The following is a 20,083-nucleotide window of genomic DNA, read 5'->3' as shown; positions in this document are numbered from 1 at the left end:
GCGGAGCGAACGGGGGCCGGGGGGCGTCAGGCGCCGTCCTCCAGGAGTGCGGGCAGGTCCCAGTCGCGGGCGACGGCGGCCGTGTCGGCGCCCGGGCGGGCGGGGGCGCCGCGGACGGCGGTGGGGGTGGCGGAGAAGCGCGGGGCGGGGGCCGGCTGGGTGAGCCCGGCGTGCTCGGTGAAGGTGCCGCGGGCGGCCAGGTGCGGGTGGTGCGGGGCCTCGCGCAGCGACAGTACGGGGGCCACGCACGCGTCGGAGTCCTCGAAGACCGCGGTCCACTCCTCGCGGGTGCGGGCGGCGAACCGGGCGGTGACCGCCTCGCGCAGCGCGTCCCAGCGGCCGACGTCCAGGTGCGCCCCGGTCATCTCCGGCAGGCCGAGCAGGCGCAGGAACTCCTCGTAGAACCGCGGTTCGAGCGCGCCGACCGCCATGTGGCCGCCGTCGGCGGTCTCGTAGGTGCCGTAGTAGGGGCAGCCGCCGTCCAGCAGGTTGGCGTGGCGGCGGTCCTGCCAGGCGCCGGCGGCGAGCATGCCGTGGATCATCGCGGACAGGTGCGCGGTGCCGTCCACGATGGCCGCGTCCACGACCTGGCCGGCGCCGGTCGCGCGCGCGTGGTGCAGGGCGGCGAGCACTCCGGTCACCAGATAGAGCGAGCCGCCCGCGTAGTCGCCGAGGAGGTTGGCGGGGACGGCCGGGGGCCGGTCCGGGTCACCGATCAGGCCGAGGGCGCCGGTGACGGCGATGTAGGCGATGTCGTGTCCCGCGCGCGGGGCGAGCGGGCCGTCCTGGCCCCAGCCGGTCATCCGGCCGTAGACCAGCCGGGGGTTGCGGGCGTGGCACGGTCCGGGGCCGACGCCGAGGCGTTCGGCGACGCCGGGGCGGTAGCCCTCGATGAGGATGTCGGCGCGGGCGGCGAGGTCGAGCGCGCGGGCCGGTCCCTCCGGTGCCTTCAGGTCGACGAGCACCGAGCGCTTGTTGCGGTTGGTGAGGTCGTGGGCCGGGTCGATGCCGAGTCCGGCGCCGCCGGGGCGGTCCACGCGGACCACGTCGGCGCCCAGATCGGCCAGGAGCATGGCGGCGAACGGTCCCGGCCCGATGCCGGCCAGTTCCACCACGCGTACGCCGGTCAGCGGGCCGTCGCGCCCTGGCGTCCTCGCCGCTGCCATCCGGCCCCCTCACTGTGACACAACTGATGTGACACCGATGATGCTAAGAACGTGGCCCACCGGACACAAGACCTGGACGAGCAAGCGCTCAGCCAAGTCGCCTCCGCCCCCTCACCGGTGGGCGCGGCACGTTTCACGCTAGCCTCGGCCACCGGCACGGGCACGGGGTGCGGTCCAGCGGAGCGAGGGGTGTCATGAGCGACAGGGATGTCATGAGCAGGCCGAACATGGCGGAGCGTCCATACGACCTCGTGCTGTTCGGCGCGACCGGTTTCGTCGGGAAGCTCACCGCGCGGTACCTGGCCGAGCATGCTCCCGAGGGGCTGAGCTGGGCGATCGCCGGCCGCAACGAGGACCGGCTGCGGGAACTGCGCGACCGGCTGCCCGGCGCGGCGCGGGTCGCGGTGGTGCGCGCGGACGTGGCCGACCCGGCCTCCCTGCGCGCGCTGGCCCGGCAGGCGCGGGTGCTGGCCACCACCGTGGGCCCCTATGTGACGTACGGCGAGGAGCTGGTCGCCGCCTGCGCGGACAGCGGCACGGACTATCTGGACCTCACCGGGGAGCCCGAGTTCGTCGACCTGATGTACGTACGGCACGACGCCCGCGCGCGGGAGACCGGCGCGCGCCTGGTGCACGCCTGCGGCTTCGACTCCGTGCCGCACGACCTCGGCGTGTACGCCACCGTGCGTGAGCTGCCGGAGGGCGTGCCGCTGACGGTGGACGGGTTCGTCCGGGTGGACGCGGCGTTCTCGGGCGGGACCCTGGCCTCCGCGCTCAACCAGTTCGGGCGTCCGCTGCGGATGCGGGCCGCCGCGCGGGAGCGGGCCCGGCACGAGCCGCGGCTGACGGGCCGTCGGGTGTCCGTGCCGGCGGTGGGCGCGCCGCGCTACGCGCCGGAGGTCGGCGCCTGGGCATTGCCGCTGCCCACCATCGACCCGCAGATCGTGGCCCGTTCCGCGCGGGCGCTGGAGCGCTACGGCCCCGACTTCCGCTACCGCCACTACGCGGCCGTACGGCACCTGCCCGTCGCCGCGGGCTCGGTCGCCGCCGTCGGCGCGCTCGCGGCCGCGGCCCAGCTCCCGCCCGCGCGGCGCCGGCTGTCCGCCCTGCTCAGCCCCGGCCAGGGGCCGAGCGCCGAGCGGCGGGCCAGGAGCTGGTTCTCGCTGCGCTTCGTGGGCGAGGGCGGCGGCCGGCGCGTCGGCACCGAGGTGACGGGCGGCGACCCCGGCTACGACGAGACGGCGAAGATGTTCGCCGAGGCGGCCCTGTCCCTCGCCCTGGACGACCTCCCCGAGACGGCGGGCCAGGTGACGACAGCCGCCGCCATGGGCGACGCGCTCCTCGGGCGGCTGCGGGGGGCGGGGATTTCGTTTCGGACGGTGGTGGGGCGGTAGGGGCGGGGGGCGTTGGGCTGGGCTCTCGGGCCGGGGGGCCGGGGGGCCGGGGGGCCGGGGGGCCGGCAGGACTCGGGCCGGGGGGCCGGGGGCGCCCGGCCAAGGGCCTCCGGGCCGGCGGGCGGCCTTCGGGCCAGGGGCATCGGGGCGGCGCCCCCTTGAAGCTGGGGTGGTCGGGCCGGGCCCGGGGCCGGGGGCCGCCAGGCCGGGCCTCGCGACCAAGGCGCTCCCGGTCGGCGAACGGCCTTCGGACCAGGGCCATCGGACCGGCGCCCCTTGAGCCCGGAGGTCGTCAGGCCCGGGATGAATGGGCCCGAGGCCGCCAGGAGGGCTCCGGGCCGGCGAACGGCCTTCGGACCAGGGCCATCGGGCCAGCGCCCCTTGAGGCCGCGGGTCGTCAGGCCCGGAATGGATGGGCCCGGGGTCGCCAGGAGGGGGCTCCGGGCCGGCGGACGGCCTTCGGACCAGGGCCATCGGACCGGCGCCCCTTGAGCCCGGAGGTCGTCAGGCCCGGGATGGATGGGCCCGGGGTCGCCAGGGGGGGCTCCGGGCCGGCGGACGGCCTTCGGACCAGGGCCATCGGACCGGCGCCCCTTGAGCCCGGGGTCCGTTGGATCGGGAGGGCGCGTGCCGGTGGGCGGCCTCGACCCGGGGGCTTTGGAGTGCGGCGGGGGCGCCCTCGGACCAGGGGGCTTCGGACCGGGGGGCTTCGGACCGGGGGGCTTCGGACCGGGGGGCTTCGGACCGGGGAGCGGTCCCCGGGCCAGGGGGGATTGGGGCGCGAGGCCCGTCGGGAGGGGTGCCCGGCTCGGGAAGGGGTGGAGGCGGCCTTCCGCCCGGGGTGGGGCTTCGGGGCCGGGAGCCGTCAGTCGTGCGGAGGGTGCGTCGTCGCCTCGCGCAGGGCGCGGCGGCACAGGGCGTCGGCTCTGCGGGTGGTTTCCGGCAGGCGGTAGGCCGGGGTGAGGGCGAGGGTGTGGGCGCAGGCGTTGTCCAGGCTCACGCGGTGGCCCACGGAGACGAAGACCGGCTTGACGCCATCCCGGGTGCGCAGCGCGCGGCCCACCTCGTCCGTGCCGGCCAGCAGCGGGGTGGCGCTGCCGCGCGGGGCGGCCGGGTCGTCGTGGACGAAGGTGAAGGGGTTCTTCGCGACGCCGATCGTCGGCAGCCCGGTCAGCACGCCGAGATGGCTGGCGAGCCCGAAGCGGCGGGGGTGGGCCAGGCCGTACCCGTCGCAGACGACCAGGCCGGGCGGCAGGCCCAGGGCGTCCAGGGCGGCGAGCACGGTGGGGATCTCACGGAAGGCCAGCAGCCCGGGCACGTACGGGAACGAGATCCGGCCGACCGCGGTGGCCTCGGCGACGACGTCCAGCGTGGCCGCGTCCAGGACGACGGCCGCGGCGGCGACCACGTCCCGCTCGTCGTCGTAGGCGACGTCGACCCCGGTGACATGACCGGTCCCGGGCAGCGGACCCCGCTCGTCCAGCACCACCCGCGCGCGCAACCGGTCCTGTTCGGCGCGGGCCTCTTCCCCGGTCGCGGGCCAGCCCGCCGGAACGGGCACGGTCGCCGTCGTCATCCTCGTCATGGTGCGTCGAGCGTACGGCCCGGAGGGGAGGGCGGGTGCGCGGGGGCCGCGACCGGGGGGCGCCTCGGGGCGCGGCGGAGTACGGCGGGGTACGGCGGCGGGGCGGGCCGTCGCGGTCGTACCGCGGGGCGGGCCCGCCCCGCCAGGGGCTCGTGGCTCCCGGCTCGGGTCAGTGCTTGCCCAGGGCCTGCTGGAGCTGCTGCTTGTTCATGTCCGAGCGGCCGTGGACGTTGCGCCGCTTGGCCTCTTCGTACAGCTGGTCGTAGGTGGGGCCTCCGGAGCCCTGTCCCGACCGCTGGCCGCCCCGCTTGCCGGAGGACATGTCCTGCGTCGACGTACGGCTGGCGGTCCTGGACTCGCCCGAGCGGGCCCGCTCCTTGTTCACCGTGCGCGCGGCGATCTCCTTGGCGCGCCCGGTGCTCTCCCCCCGGTCCTGCGCGCTCTCCTTGATGTGCTCGTACTGGCGCTCCCGCTTGGCACTGGAACCGCGTGGCATGCCGTTCACTTCCTCTCAGTCAAGGAACGGATACCCGCATCCTGGAACAGTTCGTCATATCAGGCGATATTCAATCCCCCAGTCGAGCGACTCGGCCCTGCTCCCCGGATGCCCAGCAACCGCCGTCCCACGCGCAGTCGACGGTGTCGTACGAACCGGAGTCGACCGTCCGCCAGGTGCGGCCCGCGTCGGTGGTGAGGTCGGTGCCGGTCGGACCGACGGCCAGGGCGGCGCCCGGTGTGTGCGGGAGCCAGGCGGCGCCGGAGCGGTAGGCGGGCGGCGGCACGGTCGAGGGCCGCCAAGTGCGGCCGCCGTCGGAGGTCGTGGCGGACGCGCGGGGTGACGCCTGGTCGGGCCGGTAGTCGCCGCCGACCGCGAGTCCGTGCGTACGGTCCCGGAAGGCGAGCGCGAACACGCCCTTGGCCGGATCGCCCGCCGGGACCGGCGTGTCGGTGGCCGTCCAGGTCCGGCCGCGGTCGGCGGAGTGCAGCACGCGCGCGCGTGCGCCTCCGCCGGTGGCGAGCCAGACGTCGTGCGACCCGGCGGTGGCCAGGCACTGGCCGCTCGCGGCGAAGCCCGCCTCGCCGGGCAGGGCCGGGGGCATGCCTCGGTCCGGCAGTACGGTCCAGGAGCGTCCGCCGTCACTGGTGGACAGGATGCGGAACCTGCCGTCCACCGGGTCGCTCATCGCCAGGCCGTGCCGCTGGTCGAAGAAGGCGAGGCAGTCGTAGAAGGCGTGGGTGTCGGTGTTGCGGAAGGACTCCGTCCAGGTCGTGCCGCCGTCGTCCGTACGGTAGACGCGCGAGGTCTCGCCCTCCCCGATGGCCAGGGCCACGGCCCGCCGCGCGTCGAACGCCTCGATGTCCCGCAGCTCCAGGCCGGCCGCGCCGGGCGGCGACACGTCGCGCCAGGCGCGGCCGCCGTCGGTGGTCCGCAGCACGGTGCCGCCGGTGCCGGCCACCCAGGCGGTACGACGGCTGACGGCGGCCAGCCCGCGGAAGCGGACACCGGGCGTACCGGTGTCGGTGAGCCGCCAGTGCGGGGCCGGGTGCCGCTGACCACCGGTCGCGGCCTGCGCGCGGCCTCCGGACGCGGCCTGCTGCCGGTCGTCGGTCGCGACCTGCCGCCCTCCGGCCGTGGCCTGCCACCGACCGCCGGTCGCGGCCTGCGCGCGGTCACTCGGAGCAGCCCCCTGCCGGCCGCCCGCCTGCGCGGGCAGCGCCGCCGACGCGGTCAGGGCCGTCGCGGCCAGTACCAGGAACGCGCCCGCCAGGGCCCTGCTCCGCCGTCGGCCGGTGCGGGCCGCCGCAGGCCCCGGGACCGGCCCGCCGGACACGGCCGTTCCCGCCTCTCCCGCCTCTCCCGACGTTCCCGCCGCTCTCGTCGGACTCATCCGAATCGTCGGGCTCATCCGGCTCGTCCGGCTCGTCGGGCTCGTCCGGCTCGTCCCTCGCGTCGTTCCCCAGCGCCTCATGGCGGGCGAAGCTAGCCGACTCGCCCGGCCCCGTCCAGACGGTCGCGGCGCCGTCCAACTCCCGCTGCCCGCAGGGCGGGAGCACGGCAGCGGAGGGAAGGCCGCCGACCGCGCCGCGCCGGACGTCCGCCGGCCTTCCAGGGGCTTCCCGGGACTTCCCCAGGTGCGAGACACGCGTCACGTCTGTGAATGAAGGCGGTGACAGAGGTCACTCGACTCTCGTGTGCACGGGGAAGGCGAATCCGGCGTCTCACCCAGTGCCCGGCTTCATCCGCCCGGACGTGCCGCCGGCCGCCATACGTCACAAGGGAGCAAGGCGTTGCCCACCGTCATCGAGCAGCCCGTCGAGGCGCGTCTGGTCGCCGCCGCGCCGCGGATGCCCAACATCCCCGCCACCCTGCACTACGACCGGCGCGACCCGTTCGCCGTCCGGATGACCTTCCCGGCCCCGGCCACCCTCGAAGGGGTGGAGGTCTGCTGGACCTTCGCCCGCGACCTCCTCACGGCCGGCCTGCGGGAACCCGAGGGGCACGGTGACGTACGGGTGCGGCCGTACGGGTACGACCGGACCGTGCTGGAGTTCCACGCCCCCGAGGGCACCGCCGTGGTGCACGTCCGCAGCGGGGAGATACGGCGTTTCCTCCAGGCCACGAGCGAACTGGTGCCCGTGGGCATGGAGCACCGGCAGCTCGACCTGGACCACGGCCTGGCGGAGCTGATGCGGGACGCCTGCTAGGACGGCGGCGGGACCGGTACACCGGCGGGAGGGGCGGCGGCTTCCCCCTCCGCTTCCCCCGCGCTTGCCCTCCGCGCGGGCCGTTCAGGTGCCCGCCGGTGCGGCGGTGGCCGTAGCCGCCGCCACGGCCACCGCCGTGCGCACCTCGCGGACCACGCGGCGCAGGGCCGGGGCCGCCGCGCCGCTGCGCTCGGTCAGTTCCTCGATGCGCTGCCGGTGGCGGGCGCGGTCCCGGGCGGAGGCGAGGGTGCGCAGCCCGGCGGCGGCAGCCAGGGCGACGACGGCGGCGTCCCGTTCACCGACCCGCGCGGCCGGCAGCGGCCCTTCGAGGGCCTCCCGCGCCTCCTCGCGCAGCGTGTCCGCGATCTCGGCGCGCTCCAGGACGTAGTCCACCGACGGGAAGATCTTGAGGGCGCGCCGTTTCTCGGCGCGCAGGCACCCCTCGGCGGCCAGTTGCTCGCGCACGGCCACCAGGGTGGTCCGGGCCCGCAGCGTCACCCAGGTCCGCCAGCGGCGGGGGCGGGACTCGCGGATGAGTTCGAGCAGGCCGTCCAGCACCGGATCGCCGGTGTCGGTGTCGAGGTCGACGGGCGTGGCGATGCCGTCGTCGTCCACGAGCAGCCCGCGCTGGGCCAGCTCGGTGAGGGCGCCGGCCCGGACCAGATGGTGCAGATGGGCGCTGCCGGTCAGGCGCATCCGGGTGGTGTCCCAGGCCAGCAGGTACAGCCGGGCGGGCAGGGACGTCGCCGCCGGGGAGCAGGGGGGCCGGTGCGGGTGTGAGCGGTGGAGCACGGGGCGGACCTCCTTCGCGGGCGGGTCCGGAGGGCCGCCCGAATATGCGTTGACAGCCGTACCGGGCTCTCCTACGTTGTACAGCGGTCCTGTTGCCGTCGATTGGAGAAGGACGTTGCTCGTCTGAGGTCCTGAGACACCGCGTCACACCCCAGAGGTGTGTGCGACGTGTGCGACCTCGGTCTGCGAGCCGTCCTCCCGCGAGTCCGGCCCAGGGCTTTTCTCCTGCCCTGCGCCGCCCCGCTTACACGGTGCCCGCCGCCCCGCGGTGTCTCGACACGCGTTGCCCCTGCCCACCGCACCCAGCAACCGCGAGGCGCTCATGTCAGCATCCATCACCTGTACCTCCCTGTCCTTCTCCTGGCCCGACGGCACCCCCGTCCTCACCGGCCTCGACGTCGCCTTCGGCCCCGGCCGGACCGGGCTCGTCGGGGTCAACGGCTCCGGGAAATCCACCCTGCTGAAACTGATCGCGGGCGAGCTGGCCCCGTCCGACGGCACCGTCCGGATCAGCGGCGACGTGGGCTTCCTGCCGCAGAACGTCACGCTCGACACGGCGCTGCGCGTGGACGAGGCGCTCGGTGTCGCCGCGCAGCGGGCCGCGCTGCACGCCATCGAGGCGGGCGACGCCTCCGAGGCCCACTTCGAGACGGTCGGCGACGACTGGGACGTCGAGGAGCGCGCCCTGGCCGCCCTCGGCGAGCTGGGCCTCGGCCACATCGGCCTGGACCGTACCGTCGGCGAGGTGTCCGGCGGCGAGTCGGTGCTGCTGCGGCTGGCCGCGCTGCTGCTGCGCCGCCCCGACGTACTGCTGCTGGACGAGCCGACCAACAATCTGGACCTGTACGCGCGCCGGCGGCTGTACGCGGCCGTCTCCGCCTGGCCCGGTGTGCTGGTCGTGGTCAGTCACGACCGTGAACTGCTGGAGCTGGTCGACCAGATCGCCGACCTGCGCGGCGGCGAGGTCGCCTGGTACGGCGGCCCCTTCTCGGCGTACGAGGAGGCCCTCGCCGTCGAGCAGGAGGCCGCCGAGCGGATGGTCCGGGTGGCCGAGGCCGATCTGCGCAAGCAGCGGCGCGAACTCACCGACGCCCAGGTCAAGCTGGCCCGCCGCAAGCGGTACGGCCAGAAGATGTGGGACTCCAAGCGCGAGCCGAAGATCGTCATGGGTGCCCGCAAACGCGCGGCGCAGGAGTCCGCGGGCAAGCACCGCATCCTGCACGAGGAGAAGCTGGCCGAGGCCAGGGGACGGCTCGACGAGGCGGTGGAGGCGGTCCGGGACGACGACGAGATCCGCGTCGAACTGCCGTACACGGCCGTGCCGCCGGGCCGTACCGTCCTCACGCTGCTCGATCCGGTGCCGGCGTACGGCGCGGGCGCGGCCGGCCGGCTGGAGCTGCGCGGGCCCGAACGCGTCGCGCTGGTCGGGCGCAACGGCGCGGGCAAGACGACGCTGCTGCGCACGATCGCCGGGGAGCTGACCCCGGTGTCCGGCGAGGTGGTCGCGCATGTCCCGCTGCGGTTCCTGCCGCAGCGCCTGGACGTGCTCGACGGCGAGCTGAGCGTGGCCGAGAACGTGGCCCGGTTCGCGCCGGACGCCACCGGCAACCGGGTCCGGGCGCGGCTGGCCCGGTTCCTGTTCCGGGGCGCCCGGGCCGACCAGAAGGCGGCGACGCTGTCCGGCGGCGAACGCTTCCGGGCGACGCTGGCCGCGCTGATGCTGGCCGAGCCCGCGCCGCAGCTGCTGCTGCTCGACGAGCCGACGAACAACCTGGACATGGCGAGCGTGCGCCAGTTGACGACCGCGCTGGAGTCCTACGAGGGCGCGCTGATCGTGGCCGCCCACGACCTGCCGTTCCTGGAGTCGATCGGCATCACCCGGTGGCTCCTGCTGGAGGAGGGGGAACTGACGGAGACCACCCGCGAGGCCGTCGCGCACTCCGGGCAGTGATCCGGGGCGGCGGCCGGGGGGCGGCCGGGGGCCGAACTCCCGGGCGGGCGGGGCTCCGAGGCGGCCACGGGGGACATCCGCGACAGGGGGGAGCCGGAGGGCCCGTGTGACATGCCTCTCGGTACTCTTGTGGGAGCCGTGCGCCCGGGCAGGTGAGCGACCCGCCCGCGCGGCCCCGGGACCTGCGGGTCCCGGGGCCGGGGCACACCCGGGCAACTCCCCCGGCGGAACGGCCTGATCAGCGGCCTTTACAGCACCCTTAACCTACGGCTTCGTAACCTACGGTTTCGTAGCCTACGATTCCGTAGGTTCACCGCGCCGGCCCCGCTCGCCGGCGCGGTCGCCCGTTCCCCCTTGCTGTTCGCGCCGGCTCCCGACCGGCCCGTACGTCCCCCTGGAGTGCCCGTGACGATCGCCTCTCCCCACCTCGGCAGCGCGTCCGCCGCCTGGACCGACGCCCGGCTGCTGTACGCCCTGGAGGAAGTGGTCGAGAAGGAACTCAACCGGCATCTGCAGGTCGCCAAGGACTGGATGCCGCACGAGTACGTCCCCTGGAGCGACGGCCGCAACTTCCCCGGCCTGTTCGCGGACGGCGAGGCCTGGGAGAAGGAGCAGTCCCAGGTCACGGAGATCGGCCGGATCGCCCTCGTCGTCAACCTGCTGACCGAGGACAACCTCCCCAGCTACCACCACGAGATCGCCTCGCTGTTCGGCCGGGACGGCGCCTGGGGCACCTGGGTGCACCGCTGGACCGCCGAGGAGGGCCGGCACGGCATCGTGATGCGCGACTACCTGCTCACCTCGCGCGCGGTCGATCCGGACAAGCTGGAGCGGTTCCGCATGGCGCACATGAGCGAGGGCTTCGAGTCCGACAACAGCCACTCGATGCTGCACTCGGTCGCCTACGTCGCCTTCCAGGAACTGGCCACCCGCATCTCGCACCGCAACACCGGCCACCAGTCCGGCGACCCGGTCTGCGACCGCATGCTGGCGCGCATCGCGACCGACGAGAACCTGCACATGATCTTCTACCGCAACCTGCTCAAGGCGGCCTTCGAGATCGCCCCCGACCTCACCATGCGGGCGGTGCGGGACGTCGTGGTGAACTTCCGCATGCCGGGCCACGGCATCCCCGGCTTCGAGCGGGCGGCGGCCCAGATGGCCATCGGCGAGGTCTACAACCTGCGCATCCACCACGACGACGTGCTCCAGCCGGTGCTGCGCTTCCTGAAGGTCATGGAGATCGACGGTCTCGGCCCCGAGGGACGGCACGCGCAGGAGGAACTGGGCCTGTTCATGGGCGGCCTGAACGCGGAGGCCACCACGTTCGACGAGAAGCTGGCGGCGCGCAAGGCGCGGATGGCGGCGCGGGCGGGCGCCTGAGCCGGCCGTCCGGGCGCCCGAGCCGTCCGTGGGCCGGGAGCCGTGGGCCGGGAGCCGTGGGCCGTGGGCCCGGTCGGCCTAGCGGCTCACCCGGCGCAGGTTGAGGCGTTCCTTCTCGGACAGGCCGCCCCAGACGCCGAACCGTTCGTCGTTCGCCAGCGCGTACTCCAGGCAGGCCGGGCGCATCTCGCACATGCCGCAGATGCGCTTGGCCTCGCGTACGGAGCTGCCCGGCTCGGGGAAGAAGAAGTCGGCCCCGGTCTGCGCGCACAGGGCCTGGGCCTGCCAGGCGGGAGCGGCCGGGGTGATCGTCTCGGTGTGCATGTCCGAGAGCGTGCCCGGCCGCGAAAAACGTTCGATCAACGCGGGATCAACGACCCGGCGGGGAGCCTTTGGGCACCGCTGCCATGATCGCCCGGCGCGCGGGACCCGCGCACGGCGGCGCGCGGGGCGGACGCGCTCCGGCGGCGGTTGTCGGTGGGCGGTGCGAGACTCGGCAGAGCGGACACCGGGCCCCTGCGAAGGAGGGCGACGATGCTCACCACCCGTTTCGTCGAAGGCGCGCCGAACTGGATCGACGTCGGCTCCCCCGACCTCGGCGCCACCCGCGCCTTCTACGGCGGTCTCTTCGGCTGGGAGTTGCGCTCGGCGGGCCCCGAGGCCGGCGGGTACGGCTTCTTCGAGCTGGACGGCCGGATCGTGGCCGCCGCCATGCCGGCCACCGCGGAGCAGGGGCCGCCGGCCTGGACGGTGTACTTCCAGTGCGCCGACGCGGAGGCGACCGCCGAGGCCGCCGAGCAGGCGCACGGCAGGGTGCTGGTGCGGCCGCTGGACGTGATGGGCCAGGGCCATATGGCCGTCCTCGCCGACCAGGCGGGCGTGGTGTTCGGCCTGTGGCAGCCGGGCGAGCGCCGGGGCCTGGACACGGCCGGTGTCACCGGTTCGCTGTGCTGGGTCGAGCTGTACACACCGGATGTGGCGGCGGCCGCCGCGTTCTACCACCGGGCCCTGGGCCTGGAGACCTCGGCGGTCTCGTTCCCCGGCGGCAGCTACACGTGCGTCAACCCCGCCGAGGGCGGTGAGGACGCCATGTTCGGCGGTGTCGTACCGCTCGCGGAGGACCCGGCGCCAGGCGGCGCGCACTGGCTGCCGTACTTCGAGGTGGCGGACCCGGACGCCGTGGTCGCCCGCGCCGGGGAGCTGGGCGGCAGCGTCCGCGTGCCCGCCACGGACCTCCCGGGCGTCGGCCGCGTCGCCCGCCTCGACGACCCGCACGGGGCGCGTTTCGCGGTGATCAGGAGCGCGTCGCCGCAGCCGTGAGGCGAGCGCGCCGGGCCGCGGCAGCACGGTGCGGTGAGGCCCCCGGGGGCGCAGCTAGGCCGAGGCCCGTCGGACCAGGGTCGTCGGGAGCACGACACCGGGCGGGGGCGTGCTCTCGGCGGGGGTGTGCGGAGGGCGGCCGCGCAGGAGGAGGCGGGCCATCAGGCGGCCCATCTCCTCGATGTCCTGGCGGACGGTCGTCAGCGGCGGGTCGGTCTGCTCGGCGATCGGCAGCATGTCGTCGAAGCCGACCACGGCGACGTCCTCGGGCACCCGCAGCCCGCGCTCGCGCAGCGCGCGCAGCGCTCCGGCGGCCGTCAGGTCGTTGGCGGCGAACACGCCGTCGAGGCCGGGACAGCGGTCGAGGAGTTCCCGCATGGCGCGCTCGCCGCCGGCCGGCGTGAAGTCGCCCCGCACGACCAGCCGGGGATCGGCGTCGCCCATCACGTCCCGGAAGCCGTCGAGCCGGTCCGCCGCCGAGGTCTGGTCCAGCGGCCCGGAGATATGGCCGATCCGGGTCCGGCCCAGGCCGGTCAGATGCCGTACGGCCGCCCGGGCGCCGCCCCGGTTGTCGCTGTCGACGTACACCGCCCCGCCCGTGCCGTCGCGCCAGCCGGGCCGCCCGCCGAACACGGTCGGCACCCCGGCCCGCTGGATCAGGCCGGGCAGCGGATCGTCGAGGTGCAGGGAGAAGACGAGCGCGCCGTCGACATGGCCGCCCGCGAGGTAGCGGCCGACCCGGGCGTGGTCGGCGCGCCCTTCGGTCAGCAGCAGCACGAGCTGGGCGTCGTGGGCGGTCAGCTCCTTGCTGATGCCGCGTAGCTGGAGCGCGAAGAACGGGTCGGCGAAGACGCGGGTCTCGGGCTCGGCGATGACGACGGCGACCGCGTCGTGCCGCTTGGTGACCAGGCTGCGGGCCGCCTGGTTGGGGACGTAACCGAGTTCCGCCACGGCCTGCCGGACGCGTTCGGCGAGCGGTTTCCTGACGCCTTCGGCGCCGTTGACCACCCGGGAGACGGTGGCCCGGGAGACTCCCGCCCGGGCGGCGACGGCCTCCAGGGTGGGGCGCGGCGCTGTCTCGGTCACTTCGGGCTCCTCACGGGCGGCTGCCGCTCAGGATAGCCGCGCGCCCGTGGGCGTCGGGAGAGCGCTCTCCCGCGGCCGGTCACGCACCGTCAGGCCCCGGCCGGCCCCTCCTTCGGCGTCCTGGCCCGGCTCGGCTGCACCCGCTTCGGCTCGCCCGGCATCTTCGGGTACTCGGGCGGATAGGGCAGGTCGCCCAGGCCGTGCTCGCGTTCGTCGCGCGCGGCCAGGTCCAGCAGCGCGTCCAGGGCGTAGGCGTGGTCGTCCATGTCGGCGTGCACGTCGCCGGCCTCGGCGAACCGGGCGGGCATGGTGGTGATGTCGAAGTCGCGCGGGTGGGCGACGCCGACCTCCTCCCAGCGCAGGGGCGCCGAGACGGGCGCGTCGGGGCGCGGGCGCACCGAGTAGGCGGAGGCGATGGTGCGGTCGCGGGCGGTCTGGTTGTAGTCCACGAAGATGCGGGAGCCGCGTTCCTCCTTCCACCACTTGGTCGTCACCCGCTCCGGCATGCGCCGCTCCAGTTCGCGGCCCACCGCGATGGCGGCCCGCCGCACCTGGGTGAAGGTCCAGCGGGGCTCGATGGGCACGAACACGTGCAGGCCGCGCCCGCCGGAGGTCTTGGGCCAGCCGCGCAGCCCACCGAACTCATCGAGGACCGCCCGCAGTTCATGGGCGGCGCGGACGGCGTCGGTGTAGTCGGTGCCGGGCTGCGGGTCGAGGTCGAGGCGCAGTTCGTCGGGGTGGTCGACGTCGTCGCGCCGGACCGGCCAGGGGTGGAAGGTGAGCGTGCCGTACTGGGCGGCCCACACCACGGCGGCCTGTTCGGTCGGGCACATCTCGTCGGCGCTGCGCCCGCTGGGGAAGGTGATGTGCGCGGTGGGGATCCAGTCGGGCATGCCCTTGGGCGCCCGCTTCTGGTAGAACCACTCGCCGGTGATGCCGTCCGGGTAGCGCTCCAGGGTGGTGGGCCGGTCGCGCAGGGCGCGCAGGATGCCGGGGGCGACCGCCTGGTAGTACCGGGCGACGTCCAGCTTGGTGTACCCGTGCTCCGGGAAGAACACCTTGTCCGGGCTGGACAGCCGTACGGTCCGGCCGGCCACGTCCAGTTCCACCGCATCGCCCATGCGAGCCACGGTAGGGGTAGCCCGCACACCTCGCACACCGGGCGGACCGGGACGTATGCCCGCACAATCGCTTGCATGGATCTGCCGGTGATGCCGCCCGTGAAGCCGATGCTCGCCAAGTCGGTGGCGAGCATCCCCCCGGGCATGCAGTACGAGGCGAAGTGGGACGGGTTCCGGGCGATCGTGTTCCACGACGGCGACGAGACCGAGCTGGGCAGCCGGACCGGCAAGCCGCTGACCCGCTACTTCCCCGAGCTGGTGGCGGCGCTGCGGGAGCGGCTGCCGGCCCGGTGCGTGCTGGACGGGGAGATCGTGATCGCCCGGGAGGGGCGGCTGGACTTCGACGCGCTGACCGAGCGCATCCATCCGGCCGACTCGCGGGTGCGGACGCTGGCCGAGCGGACGCCGTCCTCGTTCGTGGCCTTCGACCTGCTCGCGCTGGACGGCGAGTCGCTGCTGGACGTCCCGCTGTCGGACCGGCGGGCGCTGCTGGTCCGGGCGCTGGAGGGGGTGACGGCGCCGGTCCATGTGGCGCCCGCGACGACCGACATCGAGGTGGCGCGGCAGTGGTTCGACCAGTACGAGGGGGCGGGTCTCGACGGGGTGATCGCCAAGCCGCTCGGGCTGCGCTACCGCCAGGACGAGCGGGCCATGTTCAAGATCAAGCACGAGCGCACGGCGGACGTGGTGGTCGCCGGCTACCGCCACCACAAGAGCGGTCCGGTCGTCGGTTCGCTGCTGCTGGGCCTCTACGACGACCGGGGCGTGCTCCAGCACGTCGGGGTGTCGGCCGCCTTCCCGATGAAGAAGCGCGCCGAGCTGGTCGAGGAGCTGGCGCCGCTGCGGATGGAGGACGCGGCCGGGCATCCGTGGGCGGCCTGGTCCGAGGAGGCGGCGCACGAGTCGGCGCGGCTGCCGGGGGCGCCGAGCCGCTGGTCGGGCAAGAAGGACCTGTCCTGGGTGCCGGTGCGGCCCGAGCGGGTGGCCGAGGTGGCGTACGACCACATGGAGAACGGGGCGCGGTTCCGGCACACGGCGCGTTTCCGGCGCTGGCGTCCGGACCGCACCCCGCGCGGCTGCACGTACGCCCAGCTGGAGGAGCCGGTGCGCTACGACCTCACGGAGATCCTGGGCTCCCGGCCCTGAGACCGGGCACCCGGGAGGGCTCCTGCCGCTGTCCGCGCGGTCAGGGCGTCATCAGCACCTTGACCGCGCCGTCCTGCTTGCGCTGGAACATCTCGTAGGCGTGCGGCGCCTGGGACAGCGGCACCCGGTGGGTGGCGAAGTCGTCGACGCCGAGCGGGTCCTCGTCGGTCAGGCAGGGCAGGATGTCGTCGACCCAGCGGCGGACGTTGGCCTGGCCCATGCGGATCTGGAGCTGCTTGTCGAACATGGTGAGCAGCGGCAGCGGGTCGGCGGAGCCGCCGTAGACCCCGGACAGGGAGATCGTGCCGCCCCGGCGCACCAGGTCGATGGCGGTGTGGAGGGCGGCGAGCCGGTCCACGCTGAAGCGTTCGGCCAGCGGTCCGCTCAGGGCGCGCGGCATCGCCGAGGCGGTCTGCTGGACGAGGCGGGCGACGCTGCTGCCGTGCGCCTCGGTGCCGACCGCGTCGATCACGGCGTCGGGGCCGCGCCCGTCGGTCTCGTCGTGCAGGGCGGCGACCAGTTCCTTCTCGTGGTCGAAGCCGCGCAGGTCGTAGGTGTCCACGCCGCGCGCCCGGGCCCGCGCCAGGCGTTCGGGGACCAGGTCCACGCCGAACACCCGTCCGGCGCCGCGCGCCAGGGCGATCCGGCAGGCCATGTCGCCGATCGGGCCGAGGCCGAGCACGGCGACGGTGCCGCCGCGCGGCACGTCCGCGTAGGCCACCGCCTGCCAGGCGGTCGGCAGCACGTCGGAGAGGTAGACGAACCGGTCGTCGGACGGCCCCTCGGGGACCTTGATCGGGCCGTACTGCGCCTGCGGCACGCGCAGGTACTCCGCCTGGGCGCCCGGCACCGCGCCGTACAGGCGGGTGTAGCCGAACAGGGCGGCGCCCATGTGCTCGCTGGTGACCTGGGTGGTCTCGCACTGGGTCTGCAGCCCCGAGGAGCACATGAAGCAGTGGCCGCAGGAGATCTGGAACGGCACCACCACGCGGTCGCCGGGCTTGAGGTTCGTCACCTCGGGTCCGACTTCCTCCACGATGCCCATCGGCTCGTGCCCGAGGATGTCGCCCGGGGTCATGAACGGGGTGAGCACCTCGTACAAGTGCAGATCGGAGCCGCACAGGCCGGACGAGGTGATCCGGACGACCGCGTCCGTCGGCTCCTGGATGGTGGGATCGGGGACGTCCTCCACCCGGACGTCACGCTTGCCCTGCCAGGTCAGTGCCTTCATCGTGTCGCGTCCCTTCCGTCGCACACGCGCGCCTGTCGCACCTGCGCGCCTGCCGGAGGACGGCCGGGTACCCGGGCCCGTACGGGTGAACCGCCGGGGCGGGCGGGGCAGGGCCGCGGGCGGGGTCAGGGCTGGGCGGGGGCGGGCTCCCCCGGCTCCCCGGGGTGGCGCAGGCCCTCGGCCGCGTCCGCGACCCGCCGGATGAGGTCGAGGAACTGCGCCTGCTCGGCGGCGCTGAGCGGTCCGAGGAAGACCTGGTTCATCCGGGCGGTGCGCACGGTGAGCCTGCGGTGGGTGCGCCGGCCCTCCTCGGTCGGCCGCAGCAGGAAGCGGCGGCCGTCCCGCGGGTCGCGGGTCTTGTCGAGCAGGCCGCGCCGGTCGAGCCGGCTGATGACCTCGGCGATGGTGGAGCGGTCCAGGCCCACCCGCTCCCCCACCGTGCGCTGGTCGAGGCCCGGCTCGGCGACGAGCGCGTTCAGGACCGCGAACTGCGGCGAGGTGATCTCCTCCGAGACCATGGTGTTCCACAGCAGGTAGTGGGCCTGCTGGAGCCGCCGGGCCAGGTGCCCGGGGTGGGTCGAGAGGTCCACCGCGGCCATGTGCGCTCCTCGGGTCGTTCCGCCGTTCCGGCGCCGCTCATATCGTTGGTGCACTGAACGATACCGTCCACGACCGGCGCGGCGCCCGGCCCGCCGGCGGCGGCGACCGCCGTACGAACGGGGCCTTGACGGCCCGGTCCGCCGGTGGCAGCGTGAAGAACCTTCACCGAAATACTCAGTGCCCTGACTGATTCGCCTGACTGATTCGCCTGACTGATTCGCCTGACTGATGTGTGCGGCGCTCGGCAGAGATGAGGCTTGTTTCGATGGACAAGGTGGTCGCCACGGCCGAGGAGGCGGTGGCCGACGTGCCCGACGGCGCGTCGCTGGCGGTGGGCGGGTTCGGACTGAGCGGTGTGCCGAACGTGCTGATCCAGGCGCTGCACGAGCACGGCAGGGGTGGCCTGTCGGTCGTCTCCAACAACTGCGGGGCCATGGAGTCCGGCCTCGCGGTGCTGCTCGCGGCCGGGCGGATCGCCCGGGTGACCGGGTCCTACATCGGCGCCAACAAGGAGTTCGCCCGGCAGTACCTGGCCGGGGAACTGGAGGTCGAGCTGATCCCGCAGGGCACGCTCGCCGAACGGCTGCGGGCCGGCGGCGCGGGCATCCCCGCCTTCTACACCCCGGCCGGGGTGGGCACCCAGGTCGCCGACGGCGGCCTGCCCTGGCGCTACGACGGCCACGGCGGCGTCGCGCTGGCCTCGCCCGCCAAGGAGGTCCGCGCGTTCGACGGCGTGGAGTACGTCCTGGAGCGGGGTATCCGCACCGACTTCGCCCTGGTCCGCGCGGCCCGCGGCGACCGGCACGGGAATCTGGTCTTCCAGCGGTCCGCCCGCAACTTCAACCCGCCGGCCGCGATGGCCGGGAAGATCACGATCGCCGAGGTGGAGGAGCTGGTGGAGCCCGGCGAGCTGGACCCGGACGCGGTGCACCTGCCGGGGATCTTCGTCCAGCGGGTGGTCGCCCTCACCCCGGAGCAGGCCGCCGACAAGCGGATCGAGAAGCGGACGGTGTCCGCACCGGACGGACGGAAGACGGTGAGCGAGTGATGGCCTGGACCCGGGAGGAGACGGCCGCCCGCGCGGCACGCGAGCTGCGCGACGGCCAGTACGTCAACCTCGGCATCGGACTGCCCACCCTGATCCCGAACCACCTGCCGGCGGGCGTGGAGGTGGTCCTGGAGTCGGAGAACGGCATCCTGGGCACCGGCCCGTACCCCACCGAGGAACAGGTCGACCCGGATCTGATCAACGCCGGCAAGGAGACCGTCACCGTCCTGCCGGGTGCCTCCTTCTTCGACTCGGCGCTGTCCTTCTCGATGATCCGGGGCGGCCACATCGACGTCGCCGTGCTCGGCGCCATGCAGGTGTCCGCGCGCGGGGACCTGGCCAACTGGGCCGTCCCCGGCAAGCTGGTCACCGGCATCGGCGGCGCGATGGACCTGGTGCACGGCGCCCGCACGGTCATCGTGGTCATGACGCACACCGCGAAGGACGGCTCGCCCAAGATCCTCGACCGGTGCACGCTGCCGCTGACCGGCACCGCCTGCGTGCGCCGGATCATCACCGACCTCGGCGTCCTCGACGTCACCGACGGCGGACTCGTCCTGGTGGAGACCGCGCCCGGCGTCACCGCCGCGGAGATCGCCGCCAGGACCGACGCCGAGGTCCGCGTCCCGTGGGAGGCGCCGGCCTCCGTCGCGCAGGAGGTCCGTGCGTGAGGGACATCCATGCCGCCGACGCGGTACGCACCCCGGCCGGCCGCCACGACGGCGCCCTCGTCCCCGACCGCCCAGGAAACGCCGAGGAAGCGTCAGGTGACCCCATGGCTCTCACCCAGCACGACATCGACCAGGAGATCGCGGCCGCCCACGCCGCCTACGGCGAGCGCGTCGCGGACGGCGCGCCCGCCGAGCACCATCCGCGCCGCGACTACCCGCCCTACCGCTCCTCGGCGCTGCGCCACCCCCGGCGGCCGCTGGTCGCCATCGACACCGGCCAGGACCCGGAGCTGGTCGAGCTGTCCTCGCCGGCCTTCGGGGAACGGGACGTCACCGAGACCGACAGCGACCTCACCCGGCAGCACACCGGGGAACCGGTCGGTGAGCGGATCACCGTCTCCGGAAGGCTCCTTGACCGCGCCGGGCGCCCGGTGCGCGGCCAGCTCGTCGAGATCTGGCAGGCCAACTCGGCCGGGCGCTACGCCCATCGGCGCGAGCAGCACGACGCCCCGCTCGACCCGAACTTCACCGGCGCCGGCCGCACCCTGACCGACGCCGAGGGCCGCTACCGGTTCACCACCGTCCGGCCGGGCCCCTACCCGTGGCGCAACCACGTCAACGCCTGGCGCCCGGCCCACATCCACTTCTCGGTCTTCGGCCCGGCCTTCACCCAGCGGCTGGTCACCCAGATGTACTTCCCGAACGACCCGCTCTTCCGCCACGACCCGATCCTGCAGTCCGTGACGGACGACGCCGCCCGGCAGCGGCTGGTCGCCGCCTACGACCACAGCCTGTCGGTGCCGGAGTTCTCGCTCGGCTACCACTGGGACATCGTGCTGGACGGCCCGGCCGCCACCTGGACCGAAGAAGGACGCTGACCCGC

The 20,083-nt window shown here is 74.6% G+C and carries 19 protein-coding genes; 9 read left to right on the top strand and 10 right to left on the bottom strand.

The genetic code is table 11. The annotated features are described in order from the left end of the window. Positions 1–26 precede the first annotated feature (26 nt). A complete protein-coding gene (locus tag ABZ858_RS10260) occupies positions 27–1,166 on the bottom strand; it encodes a CaiB/BaiF CoA-transferase family protein (protein ID WP_361374711.1) in 1,140 nt (379 codons plus the stop codon). Between the two features lie 212 nt (positions 1,167–1,378). On the opposite strand from ABZ858_RS10260, the gene ABZ858_RS10255 reads away from it, so the two are divergent. After that, complete coding sequence (locus ABZ858_RS10255) at positions 1,379–2,560, top strand: saccharopine dehydrogenase NADP-binding domain-containing protein (protein ID WP_361375310.1); 1,182 nt, start codon at positions 1,379–1,381, stop codon at positions 2,558–2,560. Positions 2,561–3,425: 865 nt separating this feature from the next. Here ABZ858_RS10255 and ABZ858_RS10250 read toward each other — a convergent pair. From ABZ858_RS10250 to ABZ858_RS10240, 3 genes are all read right to left on the bottom strand, one after another. Next, the gene (locus ABZ858_RS10250; RefSeq protein ID WP_361374709.1) at positions 3,426–4,136 is read right to left on the bottom strand and encodes an endonuclease V; all 711 of its coding nucleotides are present in this window, start codon (positions 4,134–4,136) and stop codon (positions 3,426–3,428) included. Positions 4,137–4,314: 178 nt separating this feature from the next. Further along, positions 4,315–4,641 (bottom strand): plasmid stabilization protein, encoded by a 327-nt coding sequence (locus ABZ858_RS10245; RefSeq protein WP_361374707.1) that lies wholly within the window; start codon positions 4,639–4,641, stop codon positions 4,315–4,317. Between the two features lie 70 nt (positions 4,642–4,711). Continuing rightward, positions 4,712–5,977: an oxidoreductase gene (locus ABZ858_RS10240; RefSeq protein ID WP_361374705.1), complete on the bottom strand. Its 1,266-nt coding sequence runs from the start codon at positions 5,975–5,977 to the stop codon at positions 4,712–4,714. Positions 5,978–6,434: 457 nt separating this feature from the next. Here ABZ858_RS10240 and ABZ858_RS10235 point away from each other — a divergent pair, with 457 nt between their 5' ends. Beyond that, a complete protein-coding gene (locus ABZ858_RS10235) occupies positions 6,435–6,851 on the top strand; it encodes an SsgA family sporulation/cell division regulator (RefSeq protein ID WP_361374703.1) in 417 nt (138 codons plus the stop codon). 84 nt (positions 6,852–6,935) lie between these two features. Here ABZ858_RS10235 and ABZ858_RS10230 read toward each other — a convergent pair whose 3' ends face one another. After that, positions 6,936–7,643: a GPP34 family phosphoprotein gene (locus ABZ858_RS10230; protein WP_361374701.1), complete on the bottom strand. Its 708-nt coding sequence runs from the start codon at positions 7,641–7,643 to the stop codon at positions 6,936–6,938. A 322-nt stretch (positions 7,644–7,965) separates the two neighbouring features. On the opposite strand from ABZ858_RS10230, the gene ABZ858_RS10225 reads away from it, so the two are divergent. Continuing rightward, entirely contained in the window at positions 7,966–9,594 is a 1,629-nt protein-coding gene (locus ABZ858_RS10225; RefSeq protein WP_361374699.1) for an ABC-F family ATP-binding cassette domain-containing protein, read from the top strand. A 405-nt stretch (positions 9,595–9,999) separates the two neighbouring features. Continuing rightward, on the top strand, positions 10,000–10,977 hold the full coding sequence (locus tag ABZ858_RS10220; RefSeq protein ID WP_361374697.1) for an acyl-ACP desaturase: 978 nt from the start codon (positions 10,000–10,002) through the stop codon (positions 10,975–10,977). Between the two features lie 78 nt (positions 10,978–11,055). On the opposite strand, the gene ABZ858_RS10215 is transcribed toward ABZ858_RS10220, so the two are convergent. After that, a complete protein-coding gene (locus tag ABZ858_RS10215) occupies positions 11,056–11,301 on the bottom strand; it encodes a WhiB family transcriptional regulator (protein ID WP_361374695.1) in 246 nt (81 codons plus the stop codon). Between the two features lie 210 nt (positions 11,302–11,511). On the opposite strand from ABZ858_RS10215, the gene ABZ858_RS10210 reads away from it, so the two are divergent. Continuing rightward, a complete protein-coding gene (locus tag ABZ858_RS10210) occupies positions 11,512–12,297 on the top strand; it encodes a VOC family protein (RefSeq protein ID WP_361374693.1) in 786 nt (261 codons plus the stop codon). 54 nt (positions 12,298–12,351) lie between these two features. On the opposite strand, the gene ABZ858_RS10205 is transcribed toward ABZ858_RS10210, so the two are convergent. Together ABZ858_RS10205 and ligD are read right to left on the bottom strand one after the other, a co-directional pair. Next, a complete protein-coding gene (locus ABZ858_RS10205; RefSeq protein ID WP_361374691.1) occupies positions 12,352–13,383 on the bottom strand; it encodes a LacI family DNA-binding transcriptional regulator in 1,032 nt (343 codons plus the stop codon). Between the two features lie 89 nt (positions 13,384–13,472). Beyond that, the gene (ligD, locus tag ABZ858_RS10200) at positions 13,473–14,504 is read right to left on the bottom strand and encodes a non-homologous end-joining DNA ligase (RefSeq protein WP_361374689.1); all 1,032 of its coding nucleotides are present in this window, start codon (positions 14,502–14,504) and stop codon (positions 13,473–13,475) included. A 75-nt stretch (positions 14,505–14,579) separates the two neighbouring features. Between ligD and ABZ858_RS10195 the strand changes: the two genes are divergently transcribed. After that, complete coding sequence (locus ABZ858_RS10195) at positions 14,580–15,650, top strand: ATP-dependent DNA ligase (RefSeq protein WP_361374687.1); 1,071 nt, start codon at positions 14,580–14,582, stop codon at positions 15,648–15,650. A gap of 40 nt (positions 15,651–15,690) precedes the next feature. On the opposite strand, the gene ABZ858_RS10190 is transcribed toward ABZ858_RS10195, so the two are convergent. Together ABZ858_RS10190 and ABZ858_RS10185 are read right to left on the bottom strand one after the other, a co-directional pair. Further along, on the bottom strand, positions 15,691–16,881 hold the full coding sequence (locus ABZ858_RS10190) for a zinc-dependent alcohol dehydrogenase (protein WP_361374685.1): 1,191 nt from the start codon (positions 16,879–16,881) through the stop codon (positions 15,691–15,693). 125 nt (positions 16,882–17,006) lie between these two features. Then, complete coding sequence (locus ABZ858_RS10185) at positions 17,007–17,480, bottom strand: MarR family transcriptional regulator (RefSeq protein ID WP_361374683.1); 474 nt, start codon at positions 17,478–17,480, stop codon at positions 17,007–17,009. 266 nt (positions 17,481–17,746) lie between these two features. Here ABZ858_RS10185 and ABZ858_RS10180 point away from each other — a divergent pair, with 266 nt between their 5' ends. The 3 genes from ABZ858_RS10180 (at position 17,747) to pcaH (ending at position 20,078) form a co-directional block, all read left to right on the top strand. Further along, positions 17,747–18,529 (top strand): CoA transferase subunit A, encoded by a 783-nt coding sequence (locus tag ABZ858_RS10180; protein WP_361374681.1) that lies wholly within the window; start codon positions 17,747–17,749, stop codon positions 18,527–18,529. Beyond that, positions 18,529–19,200 carry a CoA transferase subunit B gene (locus ABZ858_RS10175; RefSeq protein WP_361374679.1) on the top strand — a complete coding sequence of 224 codons (672 nt, stop codon included), beginning with the start codon at positions 18,529–18,531 and terminating at the stop codon, positions 19,198–19,200. Before ABZ858_RS10180 ends, ABZ858_RS10175 begins: the two co-directional genes overlap by 1 nt. Before the next feature lie 104 nt (positions 19,201–19,304). Continuing rightward, positions 19,305–20,078, top strand: a complete 774-nt coding sequence (pcaH, locus tag ABZ858_RS10170) for a protocatechuate 3,4-dioxygenase subunit beta (protein ID WP_361375308.1) — start codon at positions 19,305–19,307, stop codon at positions 20,076–20,078. The last annotated feature ends 5 nt before the right edge of the window (positions 20,079–20,083 follow it).

Origin of the sequence: Streptomyces sp. NPDC047017, assembly GCF_040644175.1 — a bacterium.
Classification (GTDB): Bacteria; Actinomycetota; Actinomycetes; order Streptomycetales; family Streptomycetaceae; genus Streptomyces.
Note: the sequence above shows the minus strand (reverse complement) of the source record. Positions and strands in the feature narration are given on the sequence as shown.

Bases quoted from the DNA above. Each gene is read 5' to 3' on its own strand.
- ABZ858_RS10255 (WP_361375310.1), top strand. From the start codon at position 1,379: ATGAGCAGGCCGAACATGGCGGAGCGTCCATACGACCTCGTGCTGTTC.
- ABZ858_RS10250 (WP_361374709.1), bottom strand. From the start codon at position 4,136: ATGACGACGGCGACCGTGCCCGTTCCGGCGGGCTGGCCCGCGACCGGG.
- ABZ858_RS10185 (WP_361374683.1), bottom strand. From the start codon at position 17,480: ATGGCCGCGGTGGACCTCTCGACCCACCCCGGGCACCTGGCCCGGCGG.
- ABZ858_RS10175 (WP_361374679.1), top strand. From the start codon at position 18,529: ATGGCCTGGACCCGGGAGGAGACGGCCGCCCGCGCGGCACGCGAGCTG.
- ABZ858_RS10180 (WP_361374681.1), top strand. From the start codon at position 17,747: ATGGACAAGGTGGTCGCCACGGCCGAGGAGGCGGTGGCCGACGTGCCC.
- ABZ858_RS10215 (WP_361374695.1), bottom strand. From the start codon at position 11,301: ATGCACACCGAGACGATCACCCCGGCCGCTCCCGCCTGGCAGGCCCAG.
- ABZ858_RS10245 (WP_361374707.1), bottom strand. From the start codon at position 4,641: ATGCCACGCGGTTCCAGTGCCAAGCGGGAGCGCCAGTACGAGCACATC.
- ABZ858_RS10210 (WP_361374693.1), top strand. From the start codon at position 11,512: ATGCTCACCACCCGTTTCGTCGAAGGCGCGCCGAACTGGATCGACGTC.
- ABZ858_RS10260 (WP_361374711.1), bottom strand. From the start codon at position 1,166: ATGGCAGCGGCGAGGACGCCAGGGCGCGACGGCCCGCTGACCGGCGTA.
- pcaH (WP_361375308.1), top strand. From the start codon at position 19,305: ATGGCTCTCACCCAGCACGACATCGACCAGGAGATCGCGGCCGCCCAC.
- ABZ858_RS10190 (WP_361374685.1), bottom strand. From the start codon at position 16,881: ATGAAGGCACTGACCTGGCAGGGCAAGCGTGACGTCCGGGTGGAGGAC.
- ABZ858_RS10225 (WP_361374699.1), top strand. From the start codon at position 7,966: ATGTCAGCATCCATCACCTGTACCTCCCTGTCCTTCTCCTGGCCCGAC.
- ligD (WP_361374689.1), bottom strand. From the start codon at position 14,504: ATGGGCGATGCGGTGGAACTGGACGTGGCCGGCCGGACCGTACGGCTG.
- ABZ858_RS10195 (WP_361374687.1), top strand. From the start codon at position 14,580: ATGGATCTGCCGGTGATGCCGCCCGTGAAGCCGATGCTCGCCAAGTCG.